Annotated in this window: 25 protein-coding genes; 19 read left to right on the forward strand and 6 right to left on the reverse strand. The window is 35.1% G+C overall.

Annotated features, from left to right (window positions below):
- Positions 1–239: 239 nt before the first annotated feature.
- The 7 genes from HPT25_RS16785 (at position 240) to HPT25_RS16815 (ending at position 4,301) form a co-directional block, all read left to right on the forward strand.
- The gene (locus HPT25_RS16785; protein WP_217269738.1) at positions 240–473 is read left to right on the forward strand and encodes a hypothetical protein; all 234 of its coding nucleotides are present in this window, start codon (positions 240–242) and stop codon (positions 471–473) included.
- 136 nt (positions 474–609) lie between these two features.
- The gene (locus HPT25_RS16790) at positions 610–1,008 is read left to right on the forward strand and encodes a hypothetical protein (protein ID WP_312857298.1); all 399 of its coding nucleotides are present in this window, start codon (positions 610–612) and stop codon (positions 1,006–1,008) included.
- A 201-nt stretch (positions 1,009–1,209) separates the two neighbouring features.
- Positions 1,210–1,425, forward strand: coding sequence for a hypothetical protein (locus HPT25_RS16795; RefSeq protein ID WP_173066584.1), 216 nt, complete (start codon positions 1,210–1,212; stop codon positions 1,423–1,425).
- Positions 1,426–1,818: 393 nt separating this feature from the next.
- Positions 1,819–2,025, forward strand: coding sequence for a helix-turn-helix transcriptional regulator (locus tag HPT25_RS16800; RefSeq protein WP_173066587.1), 207 nt, complete (start codon positions 1,819–1,821; stop codon positions 2,023–2,025).
- On the forward strand, positions 2,026–2,469 hold the full coding sequence (locus tag HPT25_RS16805) for a hypothetical protein (RefSeq protein WP_173066591.1): 444 nt from the start codon (positions 2,026–2,028) through the stop codon (positions 2,467–2,469). It begins immediately after the preceding gene.
- A gap of 587 nt (positions 2,470–3,056) precedes the next feature.
- Positions 3,057–3,269 (forward strand): hypothetical protein, encoded by a 213-nt coding sequence (locus tag HPT25_RS16810; protein WP_173066594.1) that lies wholly within the window; start codon positions 3,057–3,059, stop codon positions 3,267–3,269.
- Between the two features lie 291 nt (positions 3,270–3,560).
- Positions 3,561–4,301: a YgaN family protein gene (locus HPT25_RS16815; protein WP_246277208.1), complete on the forward strand. Its 741-nt coding sequence runs from the start codon at positions 3,561–3,563 to the stop codon at positions 4,299–4,301.
- Here the strand turns inward: HPT25_RS16815 and istB are convergent.
- Positions 4,251–5,009, reverse strand: a complete 759-nt coding sequence (istB, locus tag HPT25_RS16820) for an IS21-like element helper ATPase IstB (RefSeq protein ID WP_173066597.1) — start codon at positions 5,007–5,009, stop codon at positions 4,251–4,253. The two genes, HPT25_RS16815 and istB, sit on opposite strands and share 51 nt — an antisense overlap.
- Positions 5,006–6,526, reverse strand: coding sequence for an IS21 family transposase (istA, locus tag HPT25_RS16825; protein WP_246277209.1), 1,521 nt, complete (start codon positions 6,524–6,526; stop codon positions 5,006–5,008). Before istA ends, istB begins: the two co-directional genes overlap by 4 nt.
- A gap of 678 nt (positions 6,527–7,204) precedes the next feature.
- Here istA and HPT25_RS16830 point away from each other — a divergent pair.
- Complete coding sequence (locus HPT25_RS16830) at positions 7,205–7,435, forward strand: hypothetical protein (protein WP_173066603.1); 231 nt, start codon at positions 7,205–7,207, stop codon at positions 7,433–7,435.
- Between the two features lie 555 nt (positions 7,436–7,990).
- Complete coding sequence (locus HPT25_RS16835; RefSeq protein WP_173066606.1) at positions 7,991–8,926, forward strand: hypothetical protein; 936 nt, start codon at positions 7,991–7,993, stop codon at positions 8,924–8,926.
- Between the two features lie 148 nt (positions 8,927–9,074).
- Here HPT25_RS16835 and HPT25_RS16840 read toward each other — a convergent pair whose 3' ends face one another.
- Positions 9,075–10,220: an ABC transporter permease gene (locus HPT25_RS16840; RefSeq protein ID WP_173066609.1), complete on the reverse strand. Its 1,146-nt coding sequence runs from the start codon at positions 10,218–10,220 to the stop codon at positions 9,075–9,077.
- A gap of 12 nt (positions 10,221–10,232) precedes the next feature.
- Positions 10,233–11,141, reverse strand: coding sequence for an ABC transporter ATP-binding protein (locus HPT25_RS16845; protein WP_173065172.1), 909 nt, complete (start codon positions 11,139–11,141; stop codon positions 10,233–10,235).
- A 667-nt stretch (positions 11,142–11,808) separates the two neighbouring features.
- Between HPT25_RS16845 and HPT25_RS16850 the strand changes: the two genes are divergently transcribed.
- From HPT25_RS16850 to HPT25_RS16865, 5 genes are all read left to right on the forward strand, one after another.
- Complete coding sequence (locus HPT25_RS16850; RefSeq protein WP_173066612.1) at positions 11,809–14,070, forward strand: EAL domain-containing protein; 2,262 nt, start codon at positions 11,809–11,811, stop codon at positions 14,068–14,070.
- Between the two features lie 468 nt (positions 14,071–14,538).
- Positions 14,539–15,045, forward strand: a complete 507-nt coding sequence (locus tag HPT25_RS29080; RefSeq protein ID WP_281368214.1) for a CBO0543 family protein — start codon at positions 14,539–14,541, stop codon at positions 15,043–15,045.
- A 40-nt stretch (positions 15,046–15,085) separates the two neighbouring features.
- A complete protein-coding gene (locus HPT25_RS16855; RefSeq protein WP_173066615.1) occupies positions 15,086–15,631 on the forward strand; it encodes a CBO0543 family protein in 546 nt (181 codons plus the stop codon).
- Between the two features lie 166 nt (positions 15,632–15,797).
- Positions 15,798–16,499: a GNAT family N-acetyltransferase gene (locus HPT25_RS16860; protein WP_173066618.1), complete on the forward strand. Its 702-nt coding sequence runs from the start codon at positions 15,798–15,800 to the stop codon at positions 16,497–16,499.
- Between the two features lie 148 nt (positions 16,500–16,647).
- Complete coding sequence (locus HPT25_RS16865; RefSeq protein WP_312857299.1) at positions 16,648–16,959, forward strand: hypothetical protein; 312 nt, start codon at positions 16,648–16,650, stop codon at positions 16,957–16,959.
- Between the two features lie 581 nt (positions 16,960–17,540).
- Here HPT25_RS16865 and HPT25_RS28385 read toward each other — a convergent pair.
- Together HPT25_RS28385 and HPT25_RS16870 are read right to left on the reverse strand one after the other, a co-directional pair.
- Positions 17,541–17,807: an amidohydrolase family protein gene (locus tag HPT25_RS28385; RefSeq protein WP_217269739.1), complete on the reverse strand. Its 267-nt coding sequence runs from the start codon at positions 17,805–17,807 to the stop codon at positions 17,541–17,543.
- Positions 17,808–17,911: 104 nt separating this feature from the next.
- Entirely contained in the window at positions 17,912–18,382 is a 471-nt protein-coding gene (locus tag HPT25_RS16870) for a MarR family winged helix-turn-helix transcriptional regulator (protein ID WP_173066621.1), read from the reverse strand.
- Positions 18,383–18,528: 146 nt separating this feature from the next.
- Between HPT25_RS16870 and HPT25_RS29085 the strand changes: the two genes are divergently transcribed.
- The 5 genes from HPT25_RS29085 (at position 18,529) to HPT25_RS16885 (ending at position 20,948) form a co-directional block, all read left to right on the forward strand.
- A complete protein-coding gene (locus tag HPT25_RS29085; protein ID WP_281368215.1) occupies positions 18,529–18,756 on the forward strand; it encodes an SDR family NAD(P)-dependent oxidoreductase in 228 nt (75 codons plus the stop codon).
- Entirely contained in the window at positions 18,690–19,070 is a 381-nt protein-coding gene (locus HPT25_RS16875; protein WP_312857350.1) for an SDR family NAD(P)-dependent oxidoreductase, read from the forward strand. Before HPT25_RS29085 ends, HPT25_RS16875 begins: the two co-directional genes overlap by 67 nt.
- Positions 19,036–19,269, forward strand: coding sequence for a Rossmann-fold NAD(P)-binding domain-containing protein (locus HPT25_RS28740; RefSeq protein ID WP_246277210.1), 234 nt, complete (start codon positions 19,036–19,038; stop codon positions 19,267–19,269). The genes HPT25_RS16875 and HPT25_RS28740 overlap by 35 nt, the downstream gene beginning before the upstream one ends.
- Before the next feature lie 73 nt (positions 19,270–19,342).
- The gene (locus HPT25_RS16880) at positions 19,343–20,314 is read left to right on the forward strand and encodes an aldo/keto reductase (RefSeq protein ID WP_173066624.1); all 972 of its coding nucleotides are present in this window, start codon (positions 19,343–19,345) and stop codon (positions 20,312–20,314) included.
- A 325-nt stretch (positions 20,315–20,639) separates the two neighbouring features.
- Positions 20,640–20,948: a DUF4825 domain-containing protein gene (locus HPT25_RS16885; RefSeq protein ID WP_217269740.1), complete on the forward strand. Its 309-nt coding sequence runs from the start codon at positions 20,640–20,642 to the stop codon at positions 20,946–20,948.
- The last annotated feature ends 47 nt before the right edge of the window (positions 20,949–20,995 follow it).

A 20,995-nucleotide genomic window follows, 5' to 3' on the forward strand; every position in this document is an offset into this window, starting at 1 on the left:
TTCATTTTGGGGCTAATAAGAAACGTCCAAAGAACTAATATTTGTCTAAGATAGATAGGTAAATGATCTTCCTCAAAAGAGTGTTTATCCGAAAAAGGAATTTGGCATTGATCTTACACAGAATAAAAAGGATTTCAGCTGTCAATTTTCCTTGATCTTTCATTAGTTCAATTGCAGTGTTAAGTTAATACTGGTTTAGAATATTTATTTCATTATTACTTAATATTGGGGGGCATTTCGTGGGGATTAAAGATTTAATTGATTTTCTTAACAATCTAGAAGAGGGAAATATTTTTTATAAACTAAATAAGGTAAGAAAAGAAGCGATTATGGTGGAAATTGCTGTTCCGGGTCAACGTTGGGGAGTTGAGTTTATGGAGGATGGTTCGGTAGAAATTGAAAAATTCATTAGCGATGGTGAATTTTATGATGTTAATGAAATAGAAACGATAATTAAAGATTTTAGCGATTAGTTCAAATGTAATTAATCTAACGAAAGCAGGCTTATACAAGAAGAGATTAGATAAAAAAGGAGGAATATTTCTGAAAAAGTTTCGTGGGAAAAAGAGGTATTTTCGTAATATATGGCGTCAAGTAAATAATTTTAACTTGGAACTTGATAATGAGTCCTGGTTTGAGCTTTATCATGTCCACCTTGACTGGGAAGGTGTTGGAAATGGAAGTGTTCATATAAGAAAAGAGCATATAAAAGCATATTTAGCTTTATATAAAAGGGTATTAACTCAGCTAAATATGCTTGAAAAACCTTTTCAATCATGGGTTTTATTGGATAATAAAGATTCTGGTCAAGATGCAGTATATATTCATACTCCAAACCCAAACAGAGATAATTTCCCTCTTAAAGTGGAAGAATTAAACTGGGATTGTAACATCCCTACATTCTTCAGTGATTTAATAGAATTAAAGGAATTTAATGTGGCTCACTATAAGTCAGAATCTAAAGGTTGGTATATTATCCAATCCAAGCGCCAGGTTAATAAATTGTGATTGCTTATTCAACAATCGGGCACAATTCTGTAGTAAGAATTGCGCTTTTTCCTTATGTTAAGGGCCAGATTGTTACATAACAATGTGAAGAAAAAAATGCATATTGTGAATAATTTCACTTGAACTAACAGGGCTGGATAGATCAACAAGAAATCAGAAAATTATGTTAAAATATTCCTATAGAGAAGGGGGATGGATTATATGATTTTTGAAACATTAACAGGACAACTTTCGGTTGTAATTACCCTTGCTTTTGGGGCATTGCTAATTGTTCTATACCCTATAATAAATAAGGAAAATAAATATTTTGCTTGGTTTAGTCTGGTGATGGGAGTTATAGTTTTATTGCTTTTATTATGGTTCACATTTGGAAACGAAGTTATCAGATATCAGATATTAAAATATGGGCTTCAATAAATATTCTTATTCAAGTAACGGGTGCTTTTCTACAACAATATTCAGTAAATTATATTCAACAATCGGGCGCAATTCTGCAGCAAGAATTGTGCCTTTTATTTAGGTTTAGGACCAAATTGTGGAGCACCATATTTAAAGAAAATCATAATCGGTGAAGAGAATGTGAGGATTTTTTTAAAAATAAACCAACGGATCAATTTTGAAAATGAAATATATACAATGCATTTATAAAAGAGTACGACACTATAGAAAGTAATGTGTTTTTTGTGTCTAAATAAGAAATTTTTTACTACTTATTTTCCATTAATGTATAGTTAACTTGACAACGTCGGCAAAGTTAACTATACTAATTTTGCAAAGTAAACTTTGCGTATCATTTTAAAGGAGAATATCATGAAGTCACGAATTGCTGAATTGAGAAAAAGCAAAAAGATGAGTCAAGCAGAATTAGCTGAAGCGGTTGGTGTGACACGACAAACGATAACATCTTTGGAAAATGAGAAGTATGTAGCATCTTTAGTTTTAGCTTATAAAATTGCAAAATTATTTAACTTACAAATTGAAGATGTCTTTGATTTTTCAGAAGTGGAGGAGAATTAAATGGATAATTTTAGAGCAGAGATAAGTAAGAAACTTATTATGTATAAAAGTGTAAGTGGATTGATGGGAGTATGTATTATAATTCTTGCTGCTTTTAATCGTTCAAATCAAAATAATGCAAGTGACTTTAGTAGAGGGGTACAAGTCGGTATTTTTATAGGAATTTCTTTGATGGTATTTTATTACATCGGAAAGTTAAGAAACACATTAAAGAATGAAGCACTTTTGAAAAAACTATATGTAGAAGAAAACGATGAACGGAAAATTTTGATACAACAAAAAACTGGGCGTACTACAACAATAATCGTTGGATTTAGTATTGCAATTGCGATTATTATTGCAGGGTTTTATAACATTGTCGTTTTAATTACATTGCTTGTCACTGGTTTCTATCTTGGAGTGATTAAGAATATCGTAAAATATTATTATAATCGGAAGTATTGATTAAAGTAATATTGTACATACGTGTTCTACTTACAGGATGAAACACTATTTATTAATATGAATAACGACACATACTCATTTTTAAATCGCAATAAAATTTCTATGTGTCATTTCCTAAAAATCATAATTTTAAGGAGAAAAAACGTATGAATATGTTTCTAAGTACCATCCTCAAGTTTGTTGCCATATTATCGTTTTGCAGTTTGATGGCGTTTCTTGCTTTAGATTTTAGTAATCAGAAGATTGAACTTGGTATATGTTTTATTTGTTCAATAAGCTCCGTTCTTATTTTCCGTTATAAAAAAAGGCTCTGTTAAAGAATATTGTTGAGATTTGATACTTTCCGAATGCGTATTATAATCTCACTAAAAACGTATATCTAACATCATTTGTATTTGAAATGACAGAAACTTATGGTAGTCTGCGTCTTTCTATATTCAAAATGTAATGCTTTTTAAAGTTCAGTTTAAAGCAATAAAAAATTCAGAAACAAAATCCATATATTAACAATTTTGTGTTATAATATTTATACTTCTTTTTTGAATCATTATAATATCAAAATATTTGTTTTAATAGGAGGTGATACTGTGAAAGGTTCACATAAATTTTTCCGTATAGGCTTGGTTATCATTGCTATAATGCTACTTTTGCATTTGTACTCAATCCATTTACCTGATTTTATTGAAGGATTAATGCTTGGAAGTGGGATTGCACTTGAATTAATTGGTGTTTATGCTATGAAACACGATATATCTAAATTTAGAAATTTCAAGATGAAACTGTTAAAGAAAGTGTTTTAATTAAATAATTCCAACTCTTAAAAAGCGGTGCGAATTCAAAATCTGAATTCCACTGTTTTTTATGTGTTATCAATTTTTCAACATTAAAATTTAACAGAGTCTAAAAAAATAAAACAAAAATCAACTTATAGAAGCTCCTTGCAATAACGATCTTCAACAATCGGGCGCATTTCTAGAGTAAGAAATGTGCTCTTCTTAATGAATTGGGCCATTTAACGGAATAATTAATATTGCAAAATATGGAAAATTTGAGATAATTTAATGTAACATTGGTTAATTGGGGAGTAAAAGATGCGAAATTTTAAAGGGTATTGTTTTTTTATAATTTTCACCTTGTTGCTAACTGGGTGTACCGGTGTAGAGAAAGAAAATCCGTCATCAAATTCGAAAATAACCATTGAGCCATATAACTTGAGTGAAAAGGAAAAACTGCTTATTAGCAAAACTGGTGTAGGGCAAATTGAATTTTTTAAGCTGAATGGCACTCTGAAAGAAGATGATGATTTGCAATTTTCAGTGGAGGAGTTTGAAAACGGTAAGTTTAAAAAGGAGTTGCTAAGTTCTTCGGATGAACCGAAAACAAAATTTAAAGACAGCCTCATTTCTTTTGGAATAAGTGGTTTCGAAGATGAAGATCATGCTTTAAAGCTATTATCGGGGGTACCATCTGGACTTGATACAACGAAGTATTCGAATAATATGACAACGTATTCCTTTAGTAAGTTAATAAGCAAAAAAATCACTTTAGAGAAAAATAAGCCAGCATATTTAGTTGCTTGGTTAGGCACTACTAAAAATGGTTTGCATTCTGTTGAAAGCATAAATGGCGAATTTGTTTTTGTCAATATTAATTTGAGCCAGAGCGATCACTTCAAAAGTGAGCCACTTAATGAGTTTCAACTCCCATTAATGGGAGTAATTAGGTGTTTGGGGTTTTTGCCCCGGGGAGGGGCCAAAACCCCAAACACCTCGCGGCTTCGGTTACCCTTCCCCGACTTCTTTTTGCTTCATACTTTGACGAAATCGATATGATTCACCATTTAGAAGGTGGATGTGTGACCGATGCGTTAAACGGTCCAATAATGCTGCCGTCATTTTTTCATCACCAAATACGGTTGTCCATTCCGTAAATTCAAGATTGGTAGTAATGATCACGCTTGCCCGTTCATATCTGCTAGAAAAGAATTGAAATAAAAGTTCTGCTCCCATTTTTGTGAAGGGGACGTACCCTAATTCATCAATAATGATCACATCGAATTTGAGCCACTTTTTTTCTAATGCCCCAATTTTATGCTCTTCATGGGCCATCAAGAGTTCTTCTACCAACGCAGAAGCGGTAATAAATTTTGTTTTATAGCCGTTCTGAATCATTTCTATTCCAAGGCTAATAGCTAAATGTGTTTTCCCAGTGCCACTATTCCCAAGAAAAATAATATTCTCCTTTTTCTCAACGAATTCTCCTTTGGCAAGAGTGATGAAACGGTTCCGATTTAAGCTCGGCATTAAACTAAAGTCATAAGTGTTTAACGTTTTTTGAATAGGAAAAGAAGCTTGCATAAGGCGTCTCTGTTTTTGGTTTTCTTCCCTAGTTTGAACCTCTGCTTCTAATAATGCCAATAAGAATTCTTCATAGCTGAGATTTCTTTCTTCGGCTTCTCTCGCTAGAGAGCGATACTGTTTAGCGATTGTAGGAATCCTTAATTGCTTTGTCATATGGTCTAATAATAATTCTGTATTCATTTCATCTGACCCCCAGTTAATTGTCCATATTGTGCTATGTTAGACTTTTGAATTTTATAGTCTAGTAGATTAGTTGGCGTTTTTTCTCTTGAAAGATTTTCAAGCATGAAACTGTTATTGGTGAGCCTTTGGATTTTTTCATGGACTACTTCATACCTAAAGACTTGCGTCTTTTCAGCTTCTAGAAGTGCCTGTGTTAATTTCTCCATACCAATTTCTCGATGAAGGAGGAGGAGTCGAGCAAATTTCCGATCACCTATGGCTCCTTCTTGTTCTCTCATCTTTCGATGGAAACGCCTGAACACTTCTGGAATATCAGATGATTGAAATGCATGTGCATCTCGTACTGCACGTGGTTTTTTAACCAATATTTCTAAATAATGATCTAAAATTGTAAACATTTGATTCTGTTCATAGGAACGGGAATGTTCAGCGATCACTTCATTTTGAGCCACAACGATCAAACGGTCGACAAAAATTTTTGCCCATACCGTTTGTCCAACAAAACGACACGGCACAGAATACTTATTGGTCTCAATCGTAACCAGTGATGTTTTATCCACTCGGCAGGAAACGAGTTTACAAGCTTCAAATCTTTTTTCTGGGAGTGGGTGAAAGTATTCTTTTTCTTTTTCCCACATCTGGGCTACAGTTTCTTTTGTGTAAGGAACAGTTCTTTGTTCGGCTTCTTTTAAACACCATTCCAATAGATAATCATTTAATTCATCCATTGATTGGACATTTGGTAATGGAACGAAAGCGTTTCTTCGTATGTATCCAACAGTGCCTTCGACACGCCCCTTTTCATTCCCTGAGCGTACATTACAAAATTCTGCTTTAAACAAATAGTGAGCTTGTAAGGCAAGGAATGCTTCCTGTTCTAATCGATCTCTACCTTGGAGAATTTTTTCCACAGCTGTTTTTAAATTATCAAAAAGACCTTCAGTTGGAACTCCACCAAAAAACTCAAACGCATGGACAAAACCATCAAGAAAAGCCTCTTGTTTGAGATGGAGGTAGGCTCTCACAAATCGTACTCGACTAGCAGAAAGCTGAATACAATAGAGGTAAACACGTTGAATTCGACCCTGTAGAAATATATCCGCCTCTCCCCAGTCGAATTGGAATTGGTGGCCGAGTTGAAAATCAAGAGGAATGAAGATTTCCTGAAGCTTCTTTTTGCGTTTTGCGACAACCTTACGAAGATTTGATTCTGACCCTTTAAATTGATATTCATCTTCTAATCTTCTAAAGATCCGGGCAGCTGTGTGTTTTTGTTTTCCCCATCGCTTAAAATCCTCTTCAAGCCATTGATCTATGATAGGAAGGACACGTTTGATTTCATCTGAACTTTCCTTTTTTCCATAAACCTTTTGCCTATTAATTGTTGTTGGCGGTTCGTTTTGTTTAAGATATTTACTTACAGTATTTCTTGAAATACCAAGTTTCTTGGCAATCTGTCGCTGAGACAGTCCTTCTACCTCTTTCAAAAATTTGATATTATGAAATTGAGCCATATCGATCATCCTTTTTTCCTCTCTTCAATTGATAAGTGGTCACTTTCAATCATAAGAGAGGTTATTAAAATTGGAAATCGGGTGGCTCATTTTTTATGTGATCGAACCATTTAAAAGTGGCTCAATATTAAATTATCAAATACACGAATTACCAAAAGGTCTTGAAGAAGCAGAGAGTGCACTTTTATACAAAGTTTTATGGACCGATAAAGTAAAGAAATAACTTCCGTTTTGTTTAACAATCGGGCACATTACTTGAACACCCGGGCCGTATAGACGGATGTTTGTTTCTTTAGCAATATGACAGGTTAGAATTTTTTATTAAATGTAGAAAATAGTGATTTATATATTGGAGGATTTATAATGAAACGTCTCTTTTAGGTGTATTGGTGGTAATGATTATACTTCTAGGAATGTATTTATTGACTACACACAGGGTTTGATTTTAATTACCTTTCTTATTCAAGTAACGGGTTGCTTTACTTCAATATATTCTCGTCACTTCCACAACTTTTGCTTTAACTGAAATAACAGAATTTATGGCTTTACGAATTCATCCCTTTCAAAAACGGCATAAAATCCTGCATGGATTTTTTGGATTTTTTTGTTAATTTATCTCTATCTCTTGCTAAAAAATGTTAGGATAGAATAAAACAATAGTAGGATTGGTGTCTTATCATGGAGAAAGAAACCGAAAAACAAATAATAAATGAGTTAAAAAACATAAGTCAGTCATTAGAGTCAATTAACATAAAGTTAGAGAATAATGAAGAAAAACCTTCTTATACAGTTTGGCTAATTGTAAAATCCTTGCTAATTGGAATTTTTATTGTGGGCCCTGCAATTGTTATTGTAATAGGGATTTTTATGATAATTAGTAGTTGGCTGTCCAATTACTTTGGACATTAGTGAAGGTAAAGACCCTCTCTTTAACACCCGTAAATGGGGTAAGTCCGAGATAAGTCCAAGATAAGTCCAAATACGGCATGATAGATGTAATTAAATGTGAAATTTGCATTTGGAAAGATATCAGTTTTGGAACACAGAGTCTGATTTTCGACAGGTTCTATTTTAATAAAGTTGTTTTTAGCAGCATAAATGTCTTTGTCTGTTTATTTAACCTTACTTATAAACTAAAAGAACAAATAGCTAAGGAAAACTTTTTAAATTTATTCAGCAATCGGGCGCAAGCATTGAAGAATTTATGGACTGCAGCAGAAGTCCATTTTATCATGGTCGTTAATCCGTTAAATGGCAGGTTTGTAGAAGAAGTGTGTACATCGTTTTGGGATTTTATCGAATAATTGGATTATATAACCATAGAAGGGGAGCGTATGATATTAAATATCTTAATACCTATATCAATATTAGCTGGACTGGCTGTCATTGGATTCCTAATGGTTAAAATGTTAAAAAAGTAAAGTGAATAAGGTAAAACAGTATCTTCCTAAAGGGGGCTTCTAATTGAAACACTTTACAAAATGGATAAATCGGACGTTCAATCATGATTCCAGAAAAAAAATGACTCTCGTTATGGGAGCTCAATATGAACCGCAAACATTTGGACAACCAGTTGAACGAAACCAAACCTCGTTAATTAGTACCAGAGATGCCGAAAAATACTTTCGTCCTTCCAGCCTCCCTATTAAAAATACCCTTATCAAAAACTTCCAATTTTTTGATCCTTATTATGATAAAAACTACAAAGAAATTATACTCCCTGCATCATTATCTCGGACTCCTGATGAAACTGTTTTAAACTACTTTAGTATTTTAAGAGAGGCAGAAAACCTCACTCCAAACCAGTTGGGTGGGTGCGGAACTGTGGGGATGGCAAGGTTGCCCTATCCAATTGCATATAACTTTTTTACGAAAGACTATCAGAAAAGGGTATCCTATAATAAATATCTTCAATCGTTTGCTGGAATTGGACATATAAATTTAGTTAAGAAGAACAGACTTCCTGATGAAAATGGCATTGTTCCATATTTCGTTGAGCTAGAAAGCATTGAAGGCTCATCAAAAGGCGTCACCTATTTTGCTTATTATTACGGCTATGTCCAATTAAAAAAAGTTCAAAACATGTATAAAATTGACCAGATGAAATTGTACGGAGAGGACTTCCTATGTGCAGCCTATCATCTCTGGCAGCATGATGCGGAAGCAGTCGTTGGTATTATGTATGGAGAATGGTGCAAGTTAATAAAAAAGCAGCTGCCTACTAAACAAGATGGTTACGTCAAAACCATTGATTATTTTGGTACGGATGGAGCCTATTATCGATTTATTTTTTATCAATTAACAAATGATACAGATGTTTTAATTTCTCAATATAAAAAGGATTCTGAAGGAAACTGGAAATCCATCAGAATTGATCCTTACAAATGTGTAAAAAACTAGGGGTTGTATTAATTCGAACCTTTACTTCAATAACGATCTTCAACAATCGGGCGCTATTCTTTAGCAAAAAGTAAACGGGCAATACATATTATGTATTTAATATGTATTGCCCGTTATTTTGTGATTTATGGAACCAAAGGAAAAATAATTAATTTGTAGCTCCCTTAAAGAAGTTTTTAAATCCTACTAAAGCTAAAATAAAACAAATGATACTAAATCCAATTAAATAATATAAAGTTGGCAATATATCAGCTAAATTAGCCCCTCTTGTCATAATATTAACAAAGCCTGTTTGTGCCCAATATTGAGGTAAGAAATGAGCAATTGTTTGAATCGATTTCGGCATAATATCTAACGGAACCCAAAGTCCACCTAATGCAGCTCCACCCATTGTGATAATTTGAGTAAGGCCTATGGCCATTTGTTCACTCTTTGTATAAAAAGAGATCACTAACCCAAGTGTAGTAACAGCTAAGGTCAATATGAAAGATAGTACAATTAGAGAAGGGATATTTCCTAAACTCAAATGATAAGCAAAATAACCAAAACCTAATAAGACAGCTATTTGAATTAGCACTACAATAACACAAGGTATCCACATTCCGAACGTATATTGAAACCTGGTTATAGAAGTTGCATATAAACGAGCTAACATTCCACTGTCTCGTTCCCTGATAAAGGTTCGAGCCATACTCATCAATATAAAGAATACAAACATAACAGTATATCCAGGCACGATACTAGTAATTGCATTTACTTTTTTTACAGAAACTGCTTTAGACTTTAAATCGATCGAAGGAGATAAAACAGAGTGAGCCTCTGTAACATTTTTAGAGTGAGATTGAACGAATGTCTGGATTTTAGCTTGGTTATAGCCATTTATTATGTTTTCCACTAAGGTTTTAATAGGAGCAACCTCTTGAGCCGAACTTTGGTTCTTATCATAGTAAAAATGTAAAATAGGAGACTGTCCAGATTTGATAGACGATTCAAATCCTTTATCAATGATTAATAGATTTGTATCCTTTCCTTTTTTTATTTGAGCAAGTACTTCTTTTTCGTCTGATTCTTTTACCAGCTCAAAGGTTTTAGAAGGAGATAAATGATGAATAAAATCTTTTGATAAAGCGGAGTGATCTTGATCTATGTAATGAATTTGAAAAGTATAGTTTTGATTTCCTAAAATGGTTGAAAACATTACAATAAATAAAATAGGTAGAATAATAAGGAAGAAAAACATACCTCTTTCTTTACTCATTCTTTTTAGTTCTTTTTTAATAAAAGCACCAATCATATTCCCACTCCTTTAATCCCGTAAAGATGTTCCGGTTAACTTCAAGAAGATATCTTCTAAGTTTGGTTTTGCAATTTCTAAACGATTTACTTCTAATTGATGTTCTTTTAATAGATTTGTCACCTTTTCTAATAAGGTTAAAGCTTCATCGTTTTCTACAACAATCCCGTTTCCTTTTAGATATACATTTCCTAGCGAAGTAAACATTTCTTCCGTTATTGTCTCCCCCTCAACGTAAACGGATGGAGTAGAATATTTATGTAGTACTTCTTGTACCGAACCATTTTCTAATACCGTGCCCTTATCAATTAAAGCTATATATTCACATAAATGCTCAATTTCTTCCATATAGTGACTAGAATATAAAACCGTGATGTTTTGTGTTTTTAATTTGTGAATGATTTCAAAGATATAATTCCTTGATTGAGGATCCACACCCACAGTCGGTTCATCCATAATAATAAACTTAGGATTATGCATTAAAGCACACCCGATATTAATCCTTCTTTTCATCCCACCAGAATAGGTTTTAACTGCTTCTTTTCCTCGATCTTTTAAACCGACCAAATCTAATACTTTCAATGCTTTTATCTTTGCCTCTTTTGATGACAATCCGTTAACCGAACCAAAGAACTCAAGATTATCAATTGCAGTTAAAGTTTCATTCAAAACAATATCTTGTGGAATATAACCAATTTGTTTTTTTATCTTATGAGAATTGGTTTTAATTTCATCCCCTAGAAAAGTAACATCCCCCTCATATTTTTCGATGATACCAGCTAAAATTTTCATTAATGTGGATTTACCAGCACCATTTGGTCCAATTAACCCAAAGCAAACACCACTAGGAATAGTAAAATTCACGTTTTGTAAGGCGGTGTTTTTATCGTAGGTTTTTGACACATTTTTAATTTCTAACATTAATCCCCCTCCTAACCTTATTGAATATTAAGAAATTATTGTTATCCTTTATGTTATCATCTCCATTCCATATTATCCATATTTTTCTATACACGTAAGTAATAGTTATCCAGTCCGTATTTATCATTGAGCCCTGACAGTTGGTGTCAATATTTAAAAGTTATGACACTATTCGTTTTAAAGAAATTAAATTGTTGTCCAATTAAAAAGAAGATTGTTCAGCAATCGGGCCATTTAATGGAGCAACATATTTTTAAAAATTTGTTATTGGTGAAGAGATGGGGAGAATGTCTAGTTTTTCAACCACCAAATGACCACTTAATTAGTTAAAAAAATCTAGATTGCTAAAATATAAGAGGAACAACAATTAAAAAGAGAGCTATTTAAAAATATTAAAATCACGTTGTTTTCTGAAAACCAAACGATGTAAAATTGCAAATTTTTATATCTGTTAAAACCATAGTAGGGATAGGGTCAAAAGTGGTATTGTGAAATACTTAAAGTAAAGGGGTTATGAGTTTAATATCCAGCTACTAGTTTTGGTAGCTTTCTTTTTGTGCTAAACGGCAAAGGAAATTTATCCAATTTTGGCAAAATTACGATTTGTACAGTCCACCCCAGTGCACTATAATAATAGGTAATACGCACCATAGGCAGGGACAACAACATGAGCATGAAAAAAAAGATTCTGATTTTTATGTCGATTCTTTTTCTCCTTTCATTTTTGGTCTTATATTTCATGATCCGCTTACTGATTTTAAACACATTTGAAACGATTGAGAAAAAAGACATGACACGAAGTTTAGATACGGTCTTGTTTAATGTGAACCAAACCGAAGAAGACATGAAAAAAAATCTAATCAACTTTACGATTTGGGATGACACGTATCATTTTGCCAAATTTGAAAATCCAGACTATATCAAGATCAACTTGACAGATGATGCGTATAGTTTCAATCAATTCAATTTGGTGGCGATCACCAACGCCCAAGGTTCGCTTTTATACGGGGCGTCCTTTGATTTGAAAAAAGGAGAAAAACAACCGTTTCCGCCGGACTTTCTCCCGCTAATCAGCCAAATTGGCAGTGTCAATGCGGGTATAGTCATGATAAAAAATAAGCCCATGATGGTGGTCTCGGAACCCATTATAAAAAGTGATGAAACCGGTCCAAGTGACGGCGTCATGATCGTCGGCAGATGGATCGACCAAGAGGAAGTGTCCATTTTAGCCAAAAAAAGCCAGAGTGAATTGTCGATTGTCCCTATAAAATCTCATCAACAAGGGAAATGGATCCAAATAGACAGTGAAAACACGATTTCGGGCTATAGTGCCGTTTCCGACGTATATGGGAATCCGGCATTTGTCTTTCGCGTGAAAAGCGAAAGAACCACCTATGCGACGGGAAGAAAAAGCATTATCTTGTTTTCTGTCTTTATGGGCGTGCTCATGTTGTTCAGTTTTTATATCATTCACACTTTTATGGACAAGGCCGTTCTATCCCGCATCAATGAACTGGTCGCCACCATCCGGGACATCAAAACGAGAAGGGATTTTTCAAAACGGTTGCCCGCCAAAGGGAAAGATGAAGTCAGCAGGATGATCCAGGAGTTCAACCAAATGATGATCTCCCTAGAATATTACGAGGGAATGATTCGGCATCAAGCGTTCTATGATTCTCTGACCGACTTGCCGAATCGCTTGCAATTTTATGAAAAACTAAACGAAATGATTGAAGTAGCCAAAATCGACTATGCAGCGTTTTATGTGTTGTTTGTCGATTTGGATAAGTTTAAAGAGGTCAATGATACCTATGGTCATGACGCAGGCGATCTCCTTCTTCAGCATGTCGCAGAAGTATTGAAACAACTGGTGCCAAATGACGCCCTCATATCCAGGCTTGGAGGAGACGAATACACGATTCTTTTAAGCGGAAACATCACCGAAACAGAAGTGAAAATTCTCCTTCACCGCGTCTTGATTCGTTTAAATGAGCCGTTTGTGGTAGACGAAAACACCCTTCACATCAGTGCATCCATCGGTTTAAGCGTCTACCCGAAGGACGGTGAGACCGCCGAGGATTTAGTGAAGCATGCAGACCAGGCGATGTACTCAGTGAAAAAGAGCGGGCGAAACAACTATGCGGTATTTGAACATCAAACAACAGCACCGATATCCGTCGAAGCCTTGCGTAAAGCCCTGATAAATGGAGAGTTCTTTCTGCTTTATCAGCCGAGAGTGGAGGTATCAACCGGTGTCCTGCGCAGTGCTGAAGTACTGATTCGCTGGGAACATCCGGACCAAGGTGTCCTTCTGCCGGAAGCGTTTCTTCCGGTCGTAGAAGAATCGGGCTTAATGGCAGAGTTAGGGGAACGGGTCCTCTTAAGCGCCTGCAGCCAAATTATGATATGGAAAAAATCAGTGGAACCGGAGCTTAAGGTATCGATTGCAGTGCCGGATATCCTCCTCCATCGGGAGCAATTTGTAAAATCGGTGAAAACCGTCTTAACGAAAAGCGGTTTGTCGGCGCGCGATTTGGTGTTCGAGGTCACCGCACACCTGTTTGAGCCAACGAAGACCGCCTACAAAAATCTGGTCCATTTGAAACAGCTCGGCGTGAACATCGGCATCCGTGAGGTGGAAAAAGGAGATCTTTTGATGGTGGATGTGGCAACATTTTCGTTGGATTATGTCAAAATCAGCCCCACTCTCATCGACCAGATGCATAAGGGGATGGATTCGGTGACCGTCAAGACATTGATTGATTGGTGCCGGGTGCAACGCATCACATCCATCGCAGAAGGGGTGGAAACTCAAAGCCAGCGCGACCGGTTACTGAAATACGGATGCGACATGATGCAAGGTCCGATCGTGGAAAAGCCTGTTAGTCCAGAAAAATTTGTTGAGTGGTGGAAAAAAACTTCAACTTAGGTTGAGTTTTTTTTTGCCTTTTGTCTCCATTTTCGGAGATTCTCTCTAATTCATTGAAGCCAAAGTAAGTTAAAGTCCCATCGGTTGTGACAAAGCATTTCGGTGTTTCTTTGGGGAAGGTTTTGGTCCGGAAAATGTATATCGGCATTTTTGAAACTATCAAGTGTAGCTTTGAAATAAAGTCACGATGTTTATAAAAAAGATGCGATGCTTTCCCCCTTTGGATACGCTTTGTCTAAAGGGTTTTTTATGGTGAAAATGACATAACATTATTCTGTAATCGGGCCATTTAATGGAATAAGACTCTCTAGAAAATTGAATATTTTTGCAGCAGGATGAAGGTTTTGATTGATTTCACTTAAACTATATGGCAGAAAAGTTAGATAAAGGTGTGACTCCATAAATATGTAATAATAATGCATTTTGATGGAAATTATAAATACATTCAATTCAAAGGACTGGTTCCTTATGTATGTTTTTATAAACGCTTTATATACGATAGCAGGGCTAATTTGGGGTAATTGGAGGAATTGGAAAAGGTATTATCCAACCATTTTATTTTTTGTAATTGGGGACTTTTTATATAATTTTTTACTATATAAAAAATCAATGTGGGTATTCCATGACTTAATCATACCTAATCACACGACAATAACAATTCTTTCTATGGTATTTTCTTATACCGCAACGGTATTGATATATTTGGGCAAGTTTCCTAAAGGGTGGGCAAAACGCTTCTTATGGTTTTTATTATGGGTTGGTATATATTTGACAGTTGAATTTGTTGACTATAAGTTAGGGTTCATTACTTATCATAATGGTTGGAGTTTCAGGTGGTCTGTTTTCTTTACAGCTATTATTTTTTTTATCTTACCCATACATTATAAAAATCCTTTATTAGCCTGGTTGCTATCAATTGTAATAATAATTGTTTTGTTAAATATCTTCGGAATTAAAGTTAACGACATGAAATAAATATCCATGTTTATCGATAAGGAAGGATAAGTGTGAAACGATGTCAAAATCATTCCCTTCTTATGAAAATGTTCAGAAAGTAAGAGAAAAATTAAAAGACATTGCATATCAACATTGGATCAATGACGATTTTTTGACATGGAAATGGTGGTTGCTTTTAATTCTAAGCATTGTTCCTTGGATTATTTGGTGGAAAATTGTTGATAAAAAAAGGATAATCGAAATATTACTTTATGGAACATTCATCGTTATTTTGTGCATGATTTTAGATAATCTTGGAACAGATTTAATATGGTGGGGGTATCCACACAAACTTTTTCAATCTTTTCCACCCTTGGTTCCAGCAGATATAACACTTGTTCCATGTTTAATGATGTTGGTTTATCAGTGGACAAATAAGTGGAAGTCTTTTTTAATCATGGATTTAATTCTTTCCCTATTGATGTCTTATTTAGGAGAGCCTTTCTTTATATGGTTAAATTTTTACCAACTAACCAAATGGAAATTGTTTTACTCCTTTTTGTTTTACAACTTTAGTGGGATTTTTTGTCGATGGATAGTATTAAAATTAAAATTACTGAACTAACAGGGGCTTTACGATATTTAGCAATCGGGCGCGTTTCTGCAACAAGAAATGTGCTTTTCTTTATTTAAAGGGCCATATTGTGGGAAAAATAATTAAACACTAGGTGATTAATTATTCTTAACAAGTTATACTGTAATAAAATAATGTAATGAAATGTGGCGATTAAATGAATCAGAGAATAAACAAATACAACCAGCAAATTGGTGAGGAGTTGTCCAATTGGCAGAAAAGAGAATTCCCTTCTGATATGTATTATGTCGGAAAGTATACCATTGTCACTAGATTATCTCGTACACATACCAAAGAACTTTATAACGCCTATAAAAACTCTCACCCTAGTAATTGGACATACTTATCCTACGAACCACCTCACGACTATGAATCGTTTGAACAGACAATACTAGAAAAAATAGAAAGCAGCACACACGTCTATTATTCCGTGTTAAATAAAGAGACAAACAAACCGATTGGAATCTTTAGTTTAATGAGGATAGATCAGGAAAATGGGGTAATCGAAGTGGGAAGTGTTAATTTTTCGGATGAATTAAGAAGAACAAGAATGTCTACCGAAGCACACTATTTATTAGCCATGTATGTATTTGAAGAACTCCAATACCGGCGCTATGAATGGAAATGTGATTCCTTTAATGCTCCTTCCATTCAAACAGCAAAACGTTTAGGATTTCAGTATGAAGGCACCTTCAGAAATGCCGTTATCTATAAAAAACGCTCACGAAACACCAGCTGGTTTTCAATGCTAATAGAAGAATGGCCTTTACATAAACAAGCATTAACTCAATGGTTGGCCGAAGAGAACTTTGATGACAAAGGAGTCCAAGTTCAAAGATTAGAAGCATTTAAGAAATAAGAATAAAATTACTTGCATTTATTAAAGCAATCGGGCGCAAGAATTGAGCAAAAATGGACTGATACAGTCCATTTTTTGTCGTTAATCAGTTAAATGGCAGAATAATTGAACAATGATCAGAGGAAATTAAATAAAAAAGGATATTTTTATGATTGGACTAATTATTGCTGTTATTCTTTTTAATTTAATTGCATTTATATCAAACAATAGGCTTACAAAAAATCAAATTGTTCATATATGGCTATTCACTGTTACTTTACAATTACTTGCTGATTTGTTTATTGACCAAAAATATCACGGTTATTTCACAAAAGAAGTTGATTGGAGAGGTTTACCAACGACTACAATGCTTTTACCACCAGTAAATATATTGTTTTTGAATTGGTATCCATTTAACTCTCAATTATTAAAAAGAATTCTTTATTATATTTTTATGGTTAGTATTTATGGTGATTTATGAAGAAATAGCGTTACTTCCAGAACCTTGGGGGTACTTCAATTACGGGTGGTGGAAATTGGAATACTCTATTCTTATTGACCCAATTCTGTTAATTATAATATTGAATTTTTATAGGTGGATTTGCAAAATCGAAAAAATTTAACTAACCTGAGCTTTTCATATATAAGATTTAAGCAATGATTTTCCGTAATCGGGCGCGATTCCTTAACAGAATTATGCTCTTTCTTTATGTTTAGGGCCATTTAACGGAATAAGACTCTCTATAAAATTGAATATTTGGCGTGTTTAATGAAGAAAGAATCCTTGTTGCTATAGATGGATTAAATAAGGACCCATTTTCAAAAAAACAACCTATTGGTAGGATGAGAAGATATTATCTTTAGAGGGAAGAGGCTGGAGTTAATAGTTCCCAACCTCTAAATAAGGTCTGAATTTATACTATTTCAATCTGATTTTTTTCATCATTTATAACTTTTTTGTCTGTAAAAAATCCACATATTGAAGATACCAACAGAATGATTGTTGTAAGTAAAAAGGTTTGTTTAAAAGCATTGGTTTTGGGCAACGTTCGATGGGATCCATCAAGAATTTGTCATCGCACGAGTAGTGTTAAACGTAAATTCAATCATAAAATCAGAAACAATATATTTAGGACGTATAAATGAAGCTGGTGGTGAACTTGAATGTATGTGAACCAGCGTTTTACGCTTATTCAATTCAGTAAATATTTCATCAAATATAGGATCTCCAAGAAAATTAGGAGCCGAGTGCATTAATAGTGCAAGCACGATTCTGTGAGGGGGGAGAACAAAATCTGCCTTACGGTAGAGAGATTCTCTTCTACTCAACTAGCATAGGTGCATTTCTTCACAAAGTAGAAAAAGCTGATCTTCCAAATTAGGAAAATCAGCTTTTTTATTACCTATCGTTTGAATAAGATCAAAAAACGCAATTAAGATGGTGGAGTATTACAAGACGATGAAGGCTTTGCTTTTGTTCTTTCCGCCAGATTAGTAATGAACTCAATATCTTGTTCGGTTAATAAATCTAAAAAATGCTCACGTATTGCCATGGAAACGACAGGGCGGGCATCATCCAAAGTTGATTTTCCGAACGAAGTAATCATTACCTGGACTCCTCGTTCAGTATCTAATGGTTCCCTTATAACAAGTCCACGTTTTTCCATCCGCGTTAAATGATGGGACAACCGACTCTTGGTCCAATCGATTGAGTTTGCTAATTCTTGTTGACGTAGTTTACCTTTTCCATAAAGATCCAATCGGTCTAATATACCAAAGTCACCCTCCGATAGTCCAGTTTGCTCGAACATGTCTTTTACTACGCGTCCAAAAATGTTCTTATAAGAGTTTTTCCACATATGCCAAATTTGCATTTCTTCTTCACTTATCATTTTTTTATTCATAAATGGAGTATAACATTGTTGACGCGTCAACTACAAGGTGGTAAAGTGAGTTTAGGTTGATACATCAACCTTAGTTAAATGCATGGTTTGATAAAAAGAATTTAACTGCATCGACAAAAGTTGTTCGCAGGAAGGAGAGTTTTACAATGCATTCTAAACCTGTCGCCTTGGTTACTGGAGCTAATAAGGGAATTGGTCTTCAAATCTCAAAGGATCTTGAGGCACACGGATTCACTGTCCTTGTTGGGTTACGCAATTTTGAAAAAGGAAAAAGGCAGCAATTAGCGTTGGGGAAGATGTACGGGCCATCCAACTTGATGTTACCGATCAGTATTCTATCGAGACCTCAGCAGAATGTATCCGTAATAAGCTAGGTCGAATCGACGTACTTATCAACAACGCGGGCATATCGCATGGGGGTGAACCTGGAATGAAACTTGAAGATGTAGGTAAGTCAGGAAAAACAAGTGTTGCATCTAACGATGAGGTACGCACGGTGTTTGAGACAAACGTATTTGGTGTAATTGCTGTCACACAAGCGATGCTACCGCTTCTTCGTAAAGCTCCTGCTGCACGAATCGTCAACGTTTCGAGTGGATCAGGATCGCTAACACTCAACGCGGACCCCAACTATTCGCATCGAGAAATGTTCGGTGCAGTTTATAGCCCTTCAAAGACCTGCCCTTAACGCCATTACGCTTGCACTTGCATCAACAGGTATTGTCAATGCCGTATGTCCGGGCTTTACCGCAACTGACCTCAACAATTTGGAAGGAACAGGAACCGTTCAACAGGCAGCTCGTCATCCGGTGAGCCTTGCTCTTCTTGACGGGAGCGGTCATATAGGCATGTTTTCGAATGAGAGACGTCAACTTCCGTGGTGCTGATGGGAGTCTCTCGATGATTTTAAATAAATCATCATTAATTTTTGACATAATACTGAAGGAGTGAGTTATACAAATGGAATATAAAAAACTCGGAAAGTCAGGTTTGGATGTTTCAGAACTATGTCTTGGAAGCATGAGCTTTGGCATACCTGAACGAGGAAATACACCATGGTCACTAAATGAAGAAAATAGCAGACCGCTCATTAAAAAAGCCCTTGAATTGGGCATGAATTTTTTCAGTACCGCTAATATGTACTCTGACGGCACAAGTGAAGAAATTCTTGGGCGAGCATTAAAGGACTTCTCTCGACGTGACGAAGTTGTCATTGCTACAAAAGTATTCGTTCCGATGCGTAAAGGTCCAAATGCAATGGGGCTTTCCCGAAAAACGATAATGACGGAAGTTGATAATAGTCTAAGACGCTTGGGTACAGACTACATCGACTTGTATCAAATCCATCGATGGGATCCTAACACACCGATTGAAGAGACAATGGAGGCACTTCATGATCTAGTTAAGGCAGGCAAGGTAAGGTATATCGGAGCATCCACCATGTCAGCTTGGCAGTTCGCAAAAGCTCAACATGTGGCAGAACGCAACGGTTGGACGCGTTTCATTTCCATGGAAAATAGACTTAACTTACTTTATCGAGAGGAAGAAAGAGAAATGCTACCTTTTTGTAAAGATGATGGAGTTGGCGTTACGCCATATTTACCTTTTGCTGCAGGTAGATTAACCCGAGATTGGGATGAACAGACCTCTCGATCAGAGAATGACCAAGTAGCAAAGGACCTGTTTACCAAGACAGAAGAAGCCGATCGCAAAGTGGCGGAAAGAGTGGCAGAGGTTGCTGCGAATCGAGGTATTCCACGCGCACAAGTCGCACTTGCATGGTTATTACAAAAGGAAGGGGTCACAGCACCGATTATTGGGGCGACCAAGATAAGCCATATCGAAGATGCAGTGTCGACGTTATCAATCAAATTGACATCTGAAGAGATTAAGAGTTTAGAAGAACTTTATGTACCACATCCAATGGTATAAATTCACAACTGCGCTTAGGGTGAACACTTAAAAGGTGTTCGCTCTTTTTTATATAATCTTTCTTAATTGGTAAGGGTTAATGTTAGCACTCTTGTAATAAAAGAACTATAAAAAGGGCTAATTTGTGAAGAAATACTTAAACAAACGGGTAGCTTTACTTCAATAACAATCTTCAACAATCGGGCGCGTTTCTGCAACAAGAAATGTGCTCTTCCTTTATGTTTAGGTCCATTTTTTGGAATAAGGATTTTACTTTTCAGCAAAAAATTCAATTAGTATAGGAAAAATATGGTGTATTTAATTCTAAGAAAAAAGGGGGAGAATGATGAAGAAATTTACTACATATATAATTTTAATATCATTATTGTTGATAGTATTAGGTGGTTGTCAGTTAAGTAATAAACCAAATCAAGATATTTTTCAATATATGGGATCCTATATAGGTAATAATAGTGCAGTTGGAAACATTATTACTCAGTTACCTCAAAGTAAAGCATTCAAACAAGTGACACTTCAAACCAAAAAGAAACCTTACGGTATGGTCATTGAATACGGTGATGGTACAGGCAACATTAAAAATAGTGTCATAAATAATGCAACATATCTGATTGCTTTGGTTAAAAATGTAGAATAGATTTCATTTGATTTTCCAAACGAAAAATATACTTTAACGAGACAAGA

Source organism: Neobacillus endophyticus (assembly GCF_013248975.1).
In the GTDB taxonomy this organism is placed as follows: domain Bacteria; phylum Bacillota; class Bacilli; order Bacillales; family Cytobacillaceae; genus Neobacillus; species Neobacillus endophyticus.